The sequence below is a fragment of the Deltaproteobacteria bacterium genome (assembly GCA_005879795.1).
Lineage (GTDB): Bacteria > Desulfobacterota > Binatia > DP-6 > DP-6 > DP-6.
This window is the reverse complement of record VBKJ01000134.1, coordinates 1-14,110: the sequence shown is the minus strand read 5'-3', so window position 1 is coordinate 14,110 and position 14,110 is coordinate 1. Positions and strand designations below refer to the sequence as shown.

10 protein-coding genes and 1 pseudogene are annotated in these 14,110 nt (G+C 72.7%); 5 read left to right on the top strand and 6 right to left on the bottom strand.

The window, feature by feature from the left end:
• Positions 1 to 478 precede the first annotated feature (478 nt).
• Positions 479 to 1,294 carry an ABC transporter permease gene (locus E6J59_08990; GenBank protein ID TMB20253.1) on the bottom strand — a complete coding sequence of 272 codons (816 nt, stop codon included), beginning with the start codon at positions 1,292 to 1,294 and terminating at the stop codon, positions 479 to 481.
• On the opposite strand from E6J59_08990, the pseudogene E6J59_08985 reads away from it, so the two are divergent.
• A pseudogene (locus E6J59_08985) lies at positions 1,295 to 1,384 on the top strand (RNA-binding protein S1).
• A gap of 1,268 nt (positions 1,385 to 2,652) precedes the next feature.
• On the opposite strand, the gene E6J59_08980 reads toward E6J59_08985, so the two are convergent.
• Positions 2,653 to 3,081: a hypothetical protein gene (locus E6J59_08980; protein ID TMB20252.1), complete on the bottom strand. Its 429-nt coding sequence runs from the start codon at positions 3,079 to 3,081 to the stop codon at positions 2,653 to 2,655.
• A 159-nt stretch (positions 3,082 to 3,240) separates the two neighbouring features.
• A complete protein-coding gene (locus tag E6J59_08975) occupies positions 3,241 to 4,656 on the bottom strand; it encodes a hypothetical protein (GenBank protein TMB20251.1) in 1,416 nt (471 codons plus the stop codon).
• A 462-nt stretch (positions 4,657 to 5,118) separates the two neighbouring features.
• On the opposite strand from E6J59_08975, the gene E6J59_08970 reads away from it, so the two are divergent.
• From E6J59_08970 to E6J59_08955, 4 genes are read left to right on the top strand one after another with little or no spacing between them, the layout of a single operon-like run.
• Positions 5,119 to 6,357: a glucose-1-phosphate adenylyltransferase gene (locus E6J59_08970; protein TMB20304.1), complete on the top strand. Its 1,239-nt coding sequence runs from the start codon at positions 5,119 to 5,121 to the stop codon at positions 6,355 to 6,357.
• On the top strand, positions 6,357 to 7,814 hold the full coding sequence (locus tag E6J59_08965; GenBank protein TMB20250.1) for a DUF3536 domain-containing protein: 1,458 nt from the start codon (positions 6,357 to 6,359) through the stop codon (positions 7,812 to 7,814). Before E6J59_08970 ends, E6J59_08965 begins: the two co-directional genes overlap by 1 nt.
• On the top strand, positions 7,811 to 8,479 hold the full coding sequence (locus tag E6J59_08960) for a hypothetical protein (GenBank protein ID TMB20249.1): 669 nt from the start codon (positions 7,811 to 7,813) through the stop codon (positions 8,477 to 8,479). Before E6J59_08965 ends, E6J59_08960 begins: the two co-directional genes overlap by 4 nt.
• Positions 8,476 to 9,675: a glycosyltransferase gene (locus E6J59_08955; GenBank protein TMB20248.1), complete on the top strand. Its 1,200-nt coding sequence runs from the start codon at positions 8,476 to 8,478 to the stop codon at positions 9,673 to 9,675. Before E6J59_08960 ends, E6J59_08955 begins: the two co-directional genes overlap by 4 nt.
• 18 nt (positions 9,676 to 9,693) lie before the next feature.
• Here E6J59_08955 and E6J59_08950 read toward each other — a convergent pair whose 3' ends face one another.
• From E6J59_08950 to E6J59_08940, 3 genes are read right to left on the bottom strand one after another with little or no spacing between them, the layout of a single operon-like run.
• Positions 9,694 to 12,045, bottom strand: a complete 2,352-nt coding sequence (locus E6J59_08950) for a redoxin domain-containing protein (protein TMB20247.1) — start codon at positions 12,043 to 12,045, stop codon at positions 9,694 to 9,696.
• Positions 12,027 to 12,599 (bottom strand): DUF4124 domain-containing protein, encoded by a 573-nt coding sequence (locus E6J59_08945; GenBank protein ID TMB20246.1) that lies wholly within the window; start codon positions 12,597 to 12,599, stop codon positions 12,027 to 12,029. Before E6J59_08945 ends, E6J59_08950 begins: the two co-directional genes overlap by 19 nt.
• A gap of 16 nt (positions 12,600 to 12,615) precedes the next feature.
• The gene (locus E6J59_08940; GenBank protein ID TMB20245.1) at positions 12,616 to 14,052 is read right to left on the bottom strand and encodes a cysteine--tRNA ligase; all 1,437 of its coding nucleotides are present in this window, start codon (positions 14,050 to 14,052) and stop codon (positions 12,616 to 12,618) included.
• Between the last annotated feature and the right edge of the window lie 58 nt (positions 14,053 to 14,110).

Here is a 14,110-nt window from a genome sequence, read left to right as displayed (position 1 = left end):
CAAACGAACGTCGGGGTGGTCGATTGGGCGACCGCCGTGCCCGCAAGCAGATGGAGGGAGAAGGTCCGAGGTGGCAATCGCGGCAAGGCCAGCACCGGTGAGAGCGGAACGCAAATGTTTCACGGCTAATGGGTAAGTCTTACAAGGACGAGAATGGCGGAACTATGCGGCGATTGGCGTCATCTGCTTTCCAGCGCGTGGGTTCGCGCAGTCCGGCAGAGGCGCGAGGCAACATGCCAGATTGAGCCTGCAATCGCTGCGCCGGCAGGAGAACCCCCTCCCTCTTGGGGAGCGCCTCACCCCTTTCGGAATGCGGGGTGCCCAGCCGCAAATCGGACTGTTCGCAACCACGGGTGATCCAGACGTTCCCAGAGACCCGCGAAGTACCGTCGGGACCCTAGCCCAAATCCCCCAGGTCCGTCGAAACAAATCTCCTACCGCGGGCGACAGATCGCGTAGTCTTCAGTCGGACGGACTCCTAGTCGAGCGCGAAGGTAACGCGCACGATCAGGAAGTCGAAGACCAGGATCAGGATGAAGCTCCACACCACGGCCGCGGTGGTCGAGGCGGCGATGCCCTCGGTGCCGCCGCGCGTGCGCAGCCCGAAGGTGCAGGGCAGGATCGAGGCCACCATGCCGAAGACCACGCCCTTCACCAGGCCCACGACGAGGTCGGTGAAGTGCACCCACTCGAGCATGCGCGCGAAGTAGCTGCTGACCGGGATCGTGATCGCCGGGTCGGCGGCGACCACGGCGGCCCCGCCCCACACGCCGATGAAGTCGGCGTAGAGGATGAGCACGGGAAGCGCGACCGTGGCCGCCACGAAGCGCGGCATGACGAGGAAGCGCACCGGGTCGATGTCCATGGTGCGGAGCGCGTTGATCTCGTCGTAGACGGTCATCGAGCCCAGCTCCGCGGCCATCGCCGACCCGGCTCGCCCGGCGAGGAGGAAGGCCATGAGGACCGGCCCGAGCTCCTTCGTCATGGCGAGCCCGACGATCGGGCCGAGGATGTCCTGGCTCACGTCGCGCAGCTGGTCGGCCGCCTGCACCACCATCACCATGCCGACGAAGAGGGAGAGGAGCGCGCCGATCAGGAGCGTGTCGGTCCCGACGCGCACCATCTGCACGACGACGCGCTGGCGGTCGGCGGGCACGAAGGCCGCCGCGCGCACGGTCGCGAAGAAGAGGCGGGTCGCCTCGCCGAGGACCTGGAGGCCGTCGAGGAGGCTCGCGCCGAGGCGCGCGAGCGCGCCCGGCGGGCGCGGCGCGCGACCGATCGCCTCAACCGCCATGGGCCCCGTCCTGCGCCGCGGGCGCGAGCTCCAGGTGCCAGGGGGCGAGGAGCCGGCCGTCCTCGCGGGCCGCGAGCCCCCAGAGGAGGTTCCAGTCGCGCGCGCCGTCGGGGCGCGTGTCCCAGCGCACGACACCGTAGAGCGGCGCCCACAGGGCGAGGAGCCCCGGGTTTTTCGGGAGAAGGCTGTCCAGGAGCGCCGGCGTCTGGCCGAAGGCGCGCCGGTCGTCTCGCTCGCTGCGGAGCCAGGGGAACATCGTGGTGAGGGTCTCGCGGTGGCCCGAGGTCTCGTTCACCAGCGTCTGGCGCCGCCAGAGGAACTCGAGCACGCGCCGGCGCTCGTAGTGGTAGTCATCCACGTCCTCGGACTTTCGCCGGTAGGCGGGCCAGGCGTAGAGCCGCGACGAGATACCCCGCACGTCGCTCCTAGCGTAGAAGGGGAAGACCCGCCAGACCTGCCAGTCGCGGTCGCCGAGCCGCCGCTGGCGAAACACCAGCGGCCAGGGCGCGCCGATGCTCTCAGTCCCCTTCCGCTCGTCGACGGCGAGCGTGTAGGCGAAGAGGCCGTAGCTGCGCACGCGGCGCCCGGCGCCGTCGATGGCGGCGAAGAAGGGCAGGTCGATGCGCCGGCGCTCCCAGCCGTAGCCGGGCACCAGGCGCTCGCTGCGGATGTGGAAGGGCCAGAGCACGAAGCTCGTCCGCTCCTCGCCGACGACCTCCCGCGTGCCGTAGAAGGGCAGCACGCGGAACCCGCGGCCGCCCGGCCCGCCGTAGGTGGCGACGAACGGGAAGGCGTAGTACCGCCGCTCGACCCGCGGCTCGGAGAGTCCGAGATAGGCGGGGAACATCACCATCCGCACGCGCTCGTAGCCGAGGAAGTGGTCGAGGTCCAGATAAAAGGGGGCCACCGAGAGCTGGCGCCCGCGCTCGGGGCTCGAGCGGTAGAAGACGAACGGGAAGAGCGTGAAGCGGCTCGCCCACGCGCGCGCCCGAGCCGTCTCGCTCTCCGCGGGCGGCGCCGCGGCGCGGGCGCCCGTACGGTAGGTGAAGAGGAGCAGGCGCAAGCTCTGGTAGTCGTCCTGCCAGCGCGTCGAGACGAGCGGGTAGAGGATGTCGGAGCGGTCGTCGTGCGCGGCGCCGCGCCGCTGGTGCAGGCGGAGCAGGGGGCGGATCAGGAGGTCGCGGGTCTCGGCCGTGCGCCGGAACTCGATCAGGGGGCCGAAGGCCGTCACGCGCACGTCGCCCGTGGCCTCGTCGCGCGCGTAGCGGAGAAGCGGCCACAGCTTCACGTCGAGCGCCGCCGCGCGGGCCGGGAGGGCGAGCGCCAGCGCGACCGTCGCGCACCGGGCGCGGCGCCGTCTACTGGGCGAACTCAAGCGACTTGAGATCGCGCGCCCGGATCTGGTACGCGCCGGCCGGCGTCCGCCCGTAGAAGGTGGTCGAGCTGCGCAGGGTGAGCGCCACGGGCTCGCCCTCGCGCAGCGTTACCTCGGCCCGCACGCGCTCGTGGTCGTTCTCCGCCGCCTGGAAGGTGATGCGGGTGATGTTGTCGAAGGGGACGCGCAGGCGGCCACGCCCGAGATCGCCCTCGAGGCTCGCGCCGCCCCCGCTGGTGACGCGCGTCACGGCCATCCGGGTGCCGTCGACGTCGGTGAAGGTGGCGCTGAAGTCGCGCGCGGGCTGCCCCTCCTCGCGCCCGCCGCCGAATCCACCCATCCCCATGAGCCCCGGGCTCGCGAGCGCGATGGCGAGCAGGCACGCGACGACGAGGTGGGTCGAGTGTCGCATGTACCCTCCCAGCAGTTCGGCCGAGGGCGCACGCGGCGCCCGTGCCCTCTTAGCGGCTCGGCCTGGGCGCTTCAACCTAGGAGGCTGTCCGAGCAAACCATGGTGGCTGGGGCGGACGATCCGGGAGCGCGCGGCCGGCTCTCAAGGCCGGAGCGCGATCTACTGCTGGGGAAACGTCGCCTCGCCGCACTCCGCGGTTCCCACAATCGGTGGCCCGATCATGATGGTCGCGTCCAGCGCGCCGCTGGTGCTGAGGCCGCCGGCGGTGGACCCGAGGCGGCCGGCGAGCTCCACGTGGAACGCGCCCGGATCAGTGCCGAGCCTGCGCAGTCTCACCCGCGTGAGCCCGTCCAATGCACGCTCCGCTGCCCGAGCATGGTACGTCCAAGTCCGTCCCGACCCGCTGCACCGCCAGCCTGCGCCGCCGGGCACCGTCGCGTCGAACGCGGCATCCCGCCCGGAGGAGGCGAGCAACAACCGAACGCCCCCGCTCGCGGGATCGATGGCCGGTGTTCTCGCTCCGCTCAGCTGGCCGCTGAAGACGAAGCGCCGTCCCATCCGCAGCCGTGGCTGCTGCAGTGCACTTCCGGGGATGTCCCTGCACGGGTCGCTGGCTGTGAGGCGGTAGTTGTGCCCCTCACCGTTCAGGAAGCCGAAGCCGGCGATGTCGCCGGTCCCCGCGATCGCCTGTCCCTGCTCGAGGACCCAGCCGGAGTCGGGCGGGATGAGGTCGTTCAGATCGCGCAGGCCGTGTCGTTCGTCCCACAGGAAGGCGTGCGTATCGCCGCCGCCAGGGACCGAGGACGTCCCGACCACCTGTCCCGCGCCGTTGATCTGGGAGGGCCAGCTGGCGCCGCGTCCGCCGCCCAGTATGCCGAGGTCGCGGATGGCGCCATCGCGCCAGAGTACTGCGTGGTAGTCGCTGTAGAGTACGGCATCGGCCTGGCCCACGACGTCCCCCGACGCGTTCATGTCATAGGCGAAACTTTCAGAACCCGTCGGGAGGACGCCGAGATCGGTGAGTGTTCCAGCGTCGTAGAGAAAGGCGTGGTACCCGGGAAAGGTTCCAGAGTTGGAGTGCCCGGCCACGCGGCCGCGCGCATCGATGCCGGCGGCGTAGTTCACCGTGCCGCCGTCGAACTTCGGTATGTCGATCGTCGTCCCGTCGTGACCGCGCAGGTAGGCGAAGAATCGCCCATCGTATCGTGTCCCCGCGATGTCGCCGGCGTTGTTGATGCGCGGCCGTTTGCCGATGCCGATCGCCCCCAGGTCATGCATGCCGGCGGCGTCGTAGAGGAAGGCGTGCGTGGCCGAGTCTCCGGCATTCGAGTAGCCCACGATCTCGCCCGCGTCGTTGATGTCGGTCGCGTCGGCGACGTCACCACCGGGGAGCGTGCCCAGATCCACCGACCGGCCACCGCGTACGAGCGTCGCGTGCCATCCCCAGGGATCGGGCACGAAGATCTGCCCGACGAGGTCGCCGGCGCTGTTCATCGCCTCGGCGACGGAGAACAGCCCGTCCTGGCGCTCGACGGTATAGAGGGCCGCCGGAGCGGGCTGGGGCCAGAGGAGCACGGCTACGACGAGCACGTCAGCACGGCCAAGACCCGTCTTGAGCATAGAGGGGTGGGCAGAGCAGGAGTCGTGCCACGCCCCTCCCCACGATCTACGTGCTCGATCTACCGGCAGCTGGCGTCAGATTCATGGCAGGCAGGACCAGCCGTGCGAACGATGGAACGTTCGCCGGTCGGACCTGTGACCGGGTGTTCACAGCGTTGGGGGGGTGGATTCGGGAACGTCGGTGCGGCGCTGGATTGCACCGGCCGGATCTTCGCCGCCCGCGCGACGCATCAGGAGGTCGTCGCCCACCTCGACTGTTGCGCCGCGCGCTCCTCGCTCTTCGCCTTTGCGTGCGAACCTCGCACGATGACGTTCACGCTTGAGCGGACCTCCCCCGGCTCGTTCGCCTCGCTCACCGTGGTGGTCCGGACAGCCTGCCGAGCGCAGGCCTTGACGCTCGCCCGCAATCGCCCATTAATGGCGGCGATGCCCCGCGTGCTCGGGATCGTGATGGCGGGAGGGCGGGGTGACCGCCTGCAGCCGCTCACCCGCGCGCGGAGCAAGGCCGCGGTGCCCTTCGGCGCGCGCCACCGCATCATCGACTACGTGCTCAGCAACTTCGTCAACTCGGGCATCTACGCGCTCTACGTGCTCGTGCAGTACAAGTCGCAGTCGCTGATCGAGCACGTGAGCGCCACCTGGCGCATCGGCGGCCGCCTGCCCGAGACGTTCGTCACCGTGGTGCCGCCGCAGATGCGCGGCGGCGAGACCTGGTACCGGGGTACGGCCGATGCCGTGTTCCAGAACCTGAACCTGATCCGCGACTTCGGCCCCGAGCTGGTCGCGGTCTTCGGCGCCGACCACATCTACCGCATGGACCTCCGGCACATGATCCAGTTCCACCTGGCGAGCCGCGCCGACCTCTCGGTGGCCGCGCGCCCGGTGCCGCTCGCCGAGGCGTCGGCCTTCGGCATCGTGACCGCCGCGGCGGACGGCCGTATCACCGCCTTCGCCGAGAAGCCGCGCGCCGCGGAGCCCACGCCGGGCGACCCGACCGCGGCGCTCGGCTCGATGGGGAACTACGTGTTCGCGACCGAGGTCCTGGTCGACGTGCTGCGCGAGGATGCGGCGCACCAGAGCGACCACGACTTCGGACGCACCATCGTCCCCGAGCTGGTGCGGCGCCACCGCGTCTTCGCCTACAACTTCCGCGACCATCCCGTCCCCGGCGTCCGGCCGCACGAGGAGCCCGCCTACTGGCGCGACGTGGGGACGATCCGCTCGTACTACGAGGCGCAGATGGACCAGCTCGGCGCCGCGCCCGCCTTCGACCTCGACAACGCGCGCTGGCCGATCTTCGCGCGCTCCGCGGAGGGCCCGCCGGTCCGCATCCTCTCCGGCGAGATCGAGGACAGCGTGTTCGGCGAGGGCACCACGGTGGAGGACGCGCGAGTCGTCCGCTCGATCCTCGGGCGCAACGTGCGGGTCGCGCCCGGCGCGATCGTCGCCGGGTCGATCGTCATGGACCACACCGAGATCGGCCCCGGGGCGCGCGTCATGCGCGCCATCGTGGACCGCTACAACACGGTGCCCGAGGGCGCGCACCTCGAGCCGGGCAGCGAGGACGGCGCCGGTCTCGAGCTGCACCGCGATCCCACGGGCATCGTCGTCGTGCCGCGCGGCGAGCCCGCCGGCCCGCTGCCGCCGGCCGTCTAGTGTTCCTCGCCCTGCACGGTCACTTCTACCAGCCGCCCCGCGAGCATCCCTGGCGCGGCGTGGTCGAGCCGGAGCCCTCGGCGGCGCCCTATCAGGACTGGAATGCGCGCATCACGGCCGAGTGCTACGCGCCCAACACGGCGGCGCGCCTGCCAGGCGCCGAGGTCAACACCTACGAGTGGACGAGCTTCGACTTCGGCCCGACGCTGCTCGCCTGGCTCGTTCCGCACGCGCCCGAGGTGCTGGCCGCGCTCCGGCGCGCCGACCGGGCGAGCCGGGTGCGCACGGGCCACGGCAACGCCTGGGCGCAGGCGTACGGGCACGCCATCCTGCCCCTCTCGACGGCGCGCGACGTACGCACCCAGGTGCTCTGGGGCCGGGCCGACTTCGCCCACCGCTTCGGCCGCTCGCCCGAGGGCATGTGGCTCCCCGAGATGGCGGTCGATCGGCCGAGCCTCGCCGCGCTCGCCGAGGCGGGCATCGGCATGACCCTGCTCGCGCCGCACCAGGCGCGCCGCGTGCGGCCGCTCGGCGCCGGCGACGAGGCGTGGCAGGCAGTCACGGCCGAGACGCTCGACACGCGGCGGGTCTACCGCTGCCTCCTGCCGTCTGGCGCCGTCGACGTGGTCTTCCGGCACGAGGCCCTGTCGCGCGAGATCGCCTTCGGGGCGCTCCTCGCCGAGGGCGCGCCGCTCGCGGCGCGTCTCCGCTCCGCCCTCGAGGACGCCGGTCCGGCGGGCATCGTTGCGCCGGCGCTCGACGGCGAGACCTACGGCCACCACCATCGCGCGGGCGCGCTGGCGCTCGCCGCCGCCGTAGTCGCGCTGCGCGACGACCCGGCGGTCGCGCTCGCGGGGCCGGCGGCGTTCCGCGCCCGCCATCCGGCCGCCCACGAGGTCGAGATCGCCGAGCGCACCTCGTGGAGCTGCGCGCACGGCGTGGAGCGCTGGCGAGCGGACTGCGGCTGCCGCGTGGGCGGAGAGGCGGGCTGGTCGCAGGCCTGGCGGGCGCCGCTGCGCGAGGCGATCGACTGGCTGCGCGACCAGCTCGCGGTCGTGTACGAGACGCACGCGGGCGAGTGCCTGCGCGACCCGTGGGGCGCGCGCGACCGCTGGGTCGAGTGCCTGCTCGCGCCGGAGCGCAGCGCCGGCTGGCTCGAGGCGGAGGCGTCGGCGGCGCTCACGGCCGCAGCCGGCGCGCGCGTGCGCGACCTGCTCGCGCTCGCGCGCCACGCGCTCCTCATGCAGACGAGCTGCGGATGGTTCTTCGACGAGCTGACCGGCCTCGAGCCCCTCCTCGTGCTGCGCCACGCGGCGCGTGCGATCGAGCTGGCGCGCGGGGTCGGCGCGCACCTCGAGGACGGCTTCGTGACGCGCCTCGCGTCGGCGCGCGGCAACACCGGCGAGACGGGCGCCGCGCTCTACCGCCGTCTGGCGCGCGGCGGGGAGGACGCATGACGGAGCGTGCCGCCCGCACGCCCTTCCACTTCTTCGGCTGCTGGGAACTGCCCGAGATGCTCGGCCGGCGCGCCTACGACGAGCGCGAGCTGCTCGAGCACCTGGAGGACGTGCCGCTCGACAGCATCTACTTCCACACCCACAGCTGCTTCCTCCACGAGGGGAGCGTCCCGGGCGGCTACCCGAACGACTTCGCCACCTGGGCGGCCATCCAGGTGCGCGATCGCGTGCTCGGCGAGAAGCTCGGCATCGTCGACCCCCAGGATTTCTCGGACCTGGAGACCCTGCGCGCCGAGGTGGTGAGCCTGATCGACGACCACCTGGCCGAGACCCGCTCGGTGCCGCGCGTGATGTTCGGCCAGCCGTTCTATTTCATGCAGTCGCGCGTGCTGGAGATTCAGACCGGCGTGAAGGTCCGCACCCTGGCCGAGTTCCGCGACGCCCTGGCACAGGTGGACACGGCGGTCGTCTACCTCCACGTGGTCGAGGCGCGCGGGCGAAAGGGCCGGCGGCGGAACGACTTCGCCGCCTGGATCGACGAGCAGCTCGGGCTGCCGGAGCTGGCCGCCGCGGTGGCGCGCCTGAACCCGTTCCCTTTCGGCCTCGAGGAGGTCCGCCGGCGCCTGATCGCGCTCGCGGACGCGGCGCTCGCGAGGACGCCATGACGCCGCACACCCTCGAGGACTACCGCGCGGTCGCCCCGGCCGGGACGGTCGACTTCCTCCGCCGCCTCTCCGAACGCGTGCGGAACCGCCGCCTGCTGAACGTCAGCGCGAGCCGCGAGGTGGGCGGGGTGGCCGAGACCCTGCGCGGGCTGGTCCCCCTCCTCGAGGAGGTGGGTGTCGAGTCGGCATGGGAGAGCGTCGACCCCGAGGGTGTCGCGGCCGGGATGGGAGCGCGCCTCCACCACGCGCTCCAGGGCGGCGAGGAGCGGGTGCCGGACGAGCTCTTCGAGCAGTTCCGCGCCTTCACGCGCGCCCGGGCCGCGGCCCTCGACGCCGCCGCCGACGTGGTCGTGACCCACGACGCGCTCGCCGCCGGGCTCGTCGAGGCGCGCCCGCAGGAGGGCGCCTGGGTGTGGCGCTGCCACCTCGACGTCTCGCGCCCGCAGCGCCGGGCGTGGACCTTCCTCCGCCAGTACGTGGTCAAGTACGACGCGGCCGTGTTCTCGCTCCCCGCCTTCGCGCAGCGCCTCCCCATCCCGCAGTTCATGATCTACCCGGCCATCGACCCGCTCTCGGACAAGAGCCGCGAGCTGGCCCCCGTCGAGGTCGCCGCCATCTGCGACCGCCTGCGCGTGCCGCGCGACAAACCGATCCTCCTCCAGGTGGGGCGCTTCGACCGCTTCAAGGACCCGCTCGGGGTGATCGAGGCCTATCGGCTCGTGAAGCGCCAGCACGACTGCCGGCTCGTGCTGGTGGGCGGCGCAGAGAGCGACGACCCCGAGGGCGTCGAGCTGTCGGCCGAGGTGCGCGAGGCGGCGAGCCGCGATCCGGACCTCCAGGTGCTCGAGCTGCCGAGCGAGCCCGTCGAGGTGAATGCGCTCCAGCGCGCCGCCACCATCGTGCTGCAGAAGTCGACGCGCGAGGGCTTCGGCCTCGGCGTAGCCGAGGCGATGTGGAAGTCGAAGCCGGTGATCGGCGGCTTCGCGGGCGGCATCACGGCCCAGGTGGTCTATGGCGTGACCGGCTACACCGTGAACTCGGTCGAGGGCGCGGCCTTCCGCGCCCGCCAGCTCCTGGCCGACCCGGAGCTGTGCGCGCGCCTCGGCGCGGCGGCGCGCGAGCACGTACGGCAGAACTTCCTGCTCACGCGTCACCTGGGCGACATGCTGGCGCTCGTGGCGACGCTCGCGCGCTGAGGGCCCCGGCAGGCTCCTTCAGCGCGCCGCGCGCTTGGACCAGGACCAGCCCTCGATCCCGAGACCCTTCTCCGCCGTGTACCCGGTCGAGGTGCTCTCGACCCTGCCCTCCGCGCCGACGAGGACGAAGGTGGGCGTGCCGCTGACGCCGTAGGCCTGGAAGGTGCGGCGCAGCTCGTCGAGCGCGACGGTGGCGGGGAAGGGGCTCGTGAACTTCTCGAAGAAGGGATCGAGCTGCTCGGCGGGCTCGTCGCTGATCGCGATCACCTGCACGCCGCGCTCCTGCTCGAAGGCGAGGACCTCGGGGAGGGACGCCTTGCAGGGCGCGCACCAGGTGGCCCAGAAGAAGAGGAGGTGCCCCCTTCCGTCGGCCAGCCGCTCGGGCACCGTGCCGCGGTACGCCACCACCCTGAGCGGGGGCGCCGCGCTCCCCAGCTCGGGCGGTCCGGGCAGCTCGGGGAGGCGGACCGGGTAGGGCTTCGGGACGAGGGTCACGCCCAGCTCCCGCTCGCCGCGCCGCACCTGCAGCGGCGCCGGGCGGCCCGCCGGCGAGAGCATCGTCCACTCGCGCACCTGGTGCGGCTCGATGAACGGCTTGCCCGGCGGGCCGAGGATGATGTCTCCCACCTGGAGGCCCGCCGCCTGAGCCGGCGAGTCGGGATAGACCGTGATCACCGACGTGGCGCCCTCGGCCAGCTGGTACCTGGCGCGCGTGTTCGCGCCCGCCGGGCGGAAGTTGATGCCCATCCAGGCGGGCAGCACCTCGCGCGCGAGCTTCGCCTCCTCCTCCCAGGGCGGGAAGGGCTCGGGGGCGGCGGCAGGCGGCGGGGGGGCCGCGCCGGGCGCCGGCGGGAGCCGGAGGTCCTCGCAGGCGCGCAGCGCGTCGTAGGCGACGCGCTCCGCGGGCGTGGCGCGCGTCGCCAGGTAGACCCGCCCCGCGATCTCGGTCAGCACGGAGCGCAGCCGGAGCACGACCGCGAGCCGCACCTCCATGCGGTAGGCCGGAGGCGACGCCTTCGCGCTCTTGTCGCGCAGCGTGCGCAGGCGTCCGTCGGTCGCCGCGTCGACGTGCGTGAAGGGGGCGAGGTCGGCGAGCAGCGCGTGTGCCAGTCCCCGGCGCCCGTCGGGCGTGAGCTGGGCGAGGCTCGCGGCGCCGACGCGCTCGCCCCAGTCCTTGTGCGCAGCGAGGAAGCGGCCCAGGTTGGCCTCGTCGAGGTCGCCGAGCGTCGTCTTCCAGAGCTCCCCGTGCCTGTGCAGCTCCTCGGCCAGGTCGGGGAGGCTCTTCGTCTGCTCGTCGAGCTCGGCGAGCGAGCGCGGGCTGAAGACGCCGAAGGCGTGCGCGATGCGGTCGAGGAGCCGGATCTCGGGCTCCCACGCTGTCTTGTCGCGCCACGCCTCGCGCAGGAGGGCGTCGACCAGCGCTGCGCGCTCCTGGTCGGCGTCGTGCGCCGCGCGCTCGAGCAGGCGCTCCAGGTAGACCTGGGAGGTCCGGATGGGCACGTCGGGCGTGCGGTCGGTGGCCAGGATGTCGAGGTGCGCCTGCGGGAAGGCCGGGCTCGTCTCGAGCGCCTGGAAGAAGTGGAACGAGTGGCCGACGTTGTCCTTGCCGCGGTTCTCGGGGTAGCAGCCGTAGGCTGGGCGGTCGGCCGTGGAGGAGAAGTAGCCGCACACCGCGCCGCTCGGCTCGCCGTCGCGCGTGCGTACCGACATCAGGTTCGCGAACGCGCCGGAGAAGCACTGCGACATGAGGGCCACGACGCGCACGCCCGGATCGAGCCGGCCAACGAGCCGGGCCAGCTCCTTCACCGAGATCGACTCCTTCTCGCCCCAGAGGACGATGCGGTTGTCGGCGGTGTCGTGCTCGTTCTTCGAGCCGTGGTCGGTCACGTAGAGGAGAAGCGTGTCGCGGGGGCGGAGCTGGGTGCGCGCCCTCTTGAACCAGGTCGTGAGCTCCGCCCGGGTCGCCGCCCGGAGCGGCACGCCGGGAATCTCCGAGTTCGCGTAGACGATCTGGGCACCCAGCGCCGCGCCGAGGTGGGTGCCGCGCAGGAGCTGGAAGTCGGTGTCCGGCTCGATCTCGCGGACCGCCATGTCGGCCTCGGGGTTGTCCCCGTCGGCGCTGAAGACCGTGATCCGGTCGGACGGGACGCCGGCGCCGTCGAGGAGCGCGAGCAGGCGGCGGAGGTGGAGGAAGTGGGACTGGTAGTTCTGCGCCTTGGAGCCACCCCCGTTCACCATGACCACGTGGAGGCGTGCGACGGGCGACGCGTCGGGGGCGACGGCGCGGGCCCGACAGGCGGCGAGCAAGACGGCGACGAGGAGCAGCCCGGGCCGGCGGAGCTGCGCGAGTCTCAGCGGATGTCGATCCACCACGGCGGTGTGGCGCCGAGGCGTGCGGTCACCTCCTGGCAGAGCCTGGCGGCGTCGTTGCGAACCTGTTCCGCGTGCTGAGCCAGCTGCTCGCGCTCGGTGGCGAGGTTGCGCTCTTCCTCCGAGCGCAGGTCGATTCCCTGTGGGGCAGCGGTCGGGGTGCCCACGCCGCCGGTGGCGGCGCTCCCCTGGGCGTGCTGGCTGCGCGCCCGGGCCAGGGTCGCCAGGCCGGCGTCGACCTCGCGCAGGCGCCGTTCGGTGGCGCGCAGCTGGCGCTCGAGGGCGCTGCGACGCAGCGACGCACCGGCCGAGAAGGTGTCCGCGTCCGTCGGAGCCGTGGTCCCCTCCGCCGCGTCGTGCGGGTCCGCGGGCGCCCTCTCGGCGGGCGCTGCGACCGGCTCGCCACGCGCGACGGGGGCGGCGTCGGCTCCGTCCGCGGCCATGTTCGAGTAGTGCACGTCGCCGGCGGCGTCCGTCCAGCGATAGATGTCGCCTGACCATCCCGGTGTGGCGAGCGCGAGGAGCGCCAGCGTCCACGGCCCGATCATCCGCATACCCGACCTCCGCCGCCTATTCGGCCGGCTTCCACACTGTGCCCGAGGGCGTGTCCTCGAGCAAGACGCCGCGGGCGCGCAGGTCCTCGCGGATCGCGTCCGCTCTGCGGAAGTCCTTACGCCGGCGCGCCTCGTTGCGCTCGGCGATCGCCGCCGCGATCTCCGCCTCGCCGAGCCCAGTGCGGGCGGTGCGGCCCGCCCGCAGCGCGGCGAGGAAGCGCGCGGGCTCCTCGGCGAGGATGCCGAGCACGGCGGCGACGCGCGCCAGGTCGGCGCGCAGCGCGGCGGCCGTCGTCCGGTCGCCGCCGTCGAGGGCGCGGTTCACCTCGCGCACCCGGTCGTGGACCAGACCGAGCGCCTTGGCTGCGTTGAGGTCGTCGTCCATCGCCGCCGTGAACTCGGCGAGGAAGGGCGAGAGCGTGCCGGTGAGCGCGCCGGCCGGCGCGACCGGCGCCGCGGCCCGGCCCGCCGCCTCGTCGGCGCGCGCGAGCGATTCGTAGAGCCGCTCGAGTACGCGCGCCGCCTCCTCGAGCCGCCCGGGCCCGAAGTCGAGCGGGGCCCGGTAGTGCGTGCCGAAAAAGAGGAGGCGGAGGGCTTCTCCCGGAAACCGATTTGTCGCCTCCGCGATGCCGAGCACGTTGCCGAGCGACTTCGACATCTTGTCGGCGCCGAAGGTGAGCATGCCGTTGTGCACCCAGAGGTCGGCGAGCGGCATCCCGGCCCCGGCCTCCGACTGCGCGATCTCGTTCTCGTGGTGCGGGAAGACCAGGTCCGAGCCGCCGCCGTGGATGTCGAAAGGCTGCCCCAGGTAGTGCGCCGACATGGCCGAGCACTCGAGGTGCCAGCCCGGCCGGCCGGGGCCCCACGGGCTCGGCCAGGTGGGCTCGCCCGGCTTGGCACCCTTCCAGAGCGCGAAGTCGTGCGGGTCCTCCTTGGCGGCGTCGATCTCCTCGCCCGCCTCCATGTCGTCGAGGCGGCGGTGGGAGAGCTTCCCGTACGCGGGGAAGCGGCGCACGCGGAAGTAGACGCTGCCGTCGGGCACGGGATAGGCGAGGCCCTTCGCGACCAGCCTCTCGACGAGTGCGATCATGAGCGGGATGTGAGCCGTGGCGCGCGGCTCGTGCGTGGGCGGGAGGCAGCCGAGGCGGCGGACGTCCCGGTTGAAGGCGGCGATCTCGCGCTCGGCCAGCTCGGGGACTGTGAGCCCTTCCTGCGCGGCCCGGCGGATCATCTTGTCGTCGACGTCGGTGATGTTACGGACGAAGGTGACGCCGAGCCCGCGCGCGAGGAGATAACGGACCAGCACGTCGGCGGTGACGAGAAACCGCGCGTGGCCCACGTGCGCGCGCGAGTAGACCGTGACCCCGCACCAGTAGAGGCGCACGTGGCCCGCCTGGCGCGGGCGTAGCGCCTCCTTCCGCCCCGAGAGCGTGTTGGTGAGGACGATCGCCACCCGGGCCTACTCCTCTTCCTCGCGCAGGCGGGCGAGGACGGAGTAGTCCTCGAGCGTG

What these genes read in the sequence shown, in the direction of transcription:
- E6J59_08970 (TMB20304.1), top strand. Translation starts at nt 5,119, where the DNA reads ATGGCGGCGATGCCCCGCGTGCTCGGGATCGTGATGGCGGGAGGGCGG.
- E6J59_08990 (TMB20253.1), bottom strand. Translation starts at nt 1,294, where the DNA reads ATGGCGGTTGAGGCGATCGGTCGCGCGCCGCGCCCGCCGGGCGCGCTC.
- E6J59_08955 (TMB20248.1), top strand. Translation starts at nt 8,476, where the DNA reads ATGACGCCGCACACCCTCGAGGACTACCGCGCGGTCGCCCCGGCCGGG.
- E6J59_08960 (TMB20249.1), top strand. Translation starts at nt 7,811, where the DNA reads ATGACGGAGCGTGCCGCCCGCACGCCCTTCCACTTCTTCGGCTGCTGG.
- E6J59_08945 (TMB20246.1), bottom strand. Translation starts at nt 12,599, where the DNA reads ATGCGGATGATCGGGCCGTGGACGCTGGCGCTCCTCGCGCTCGCCACA.
- E6J59_08980 (TMB20252.1), bottom strand. Translation starts at nt 3,081, where the DNA reads ATGCGACACTCGACCCACCTCGTCGTCGCGTGCCTGCTCGCCATCGCG.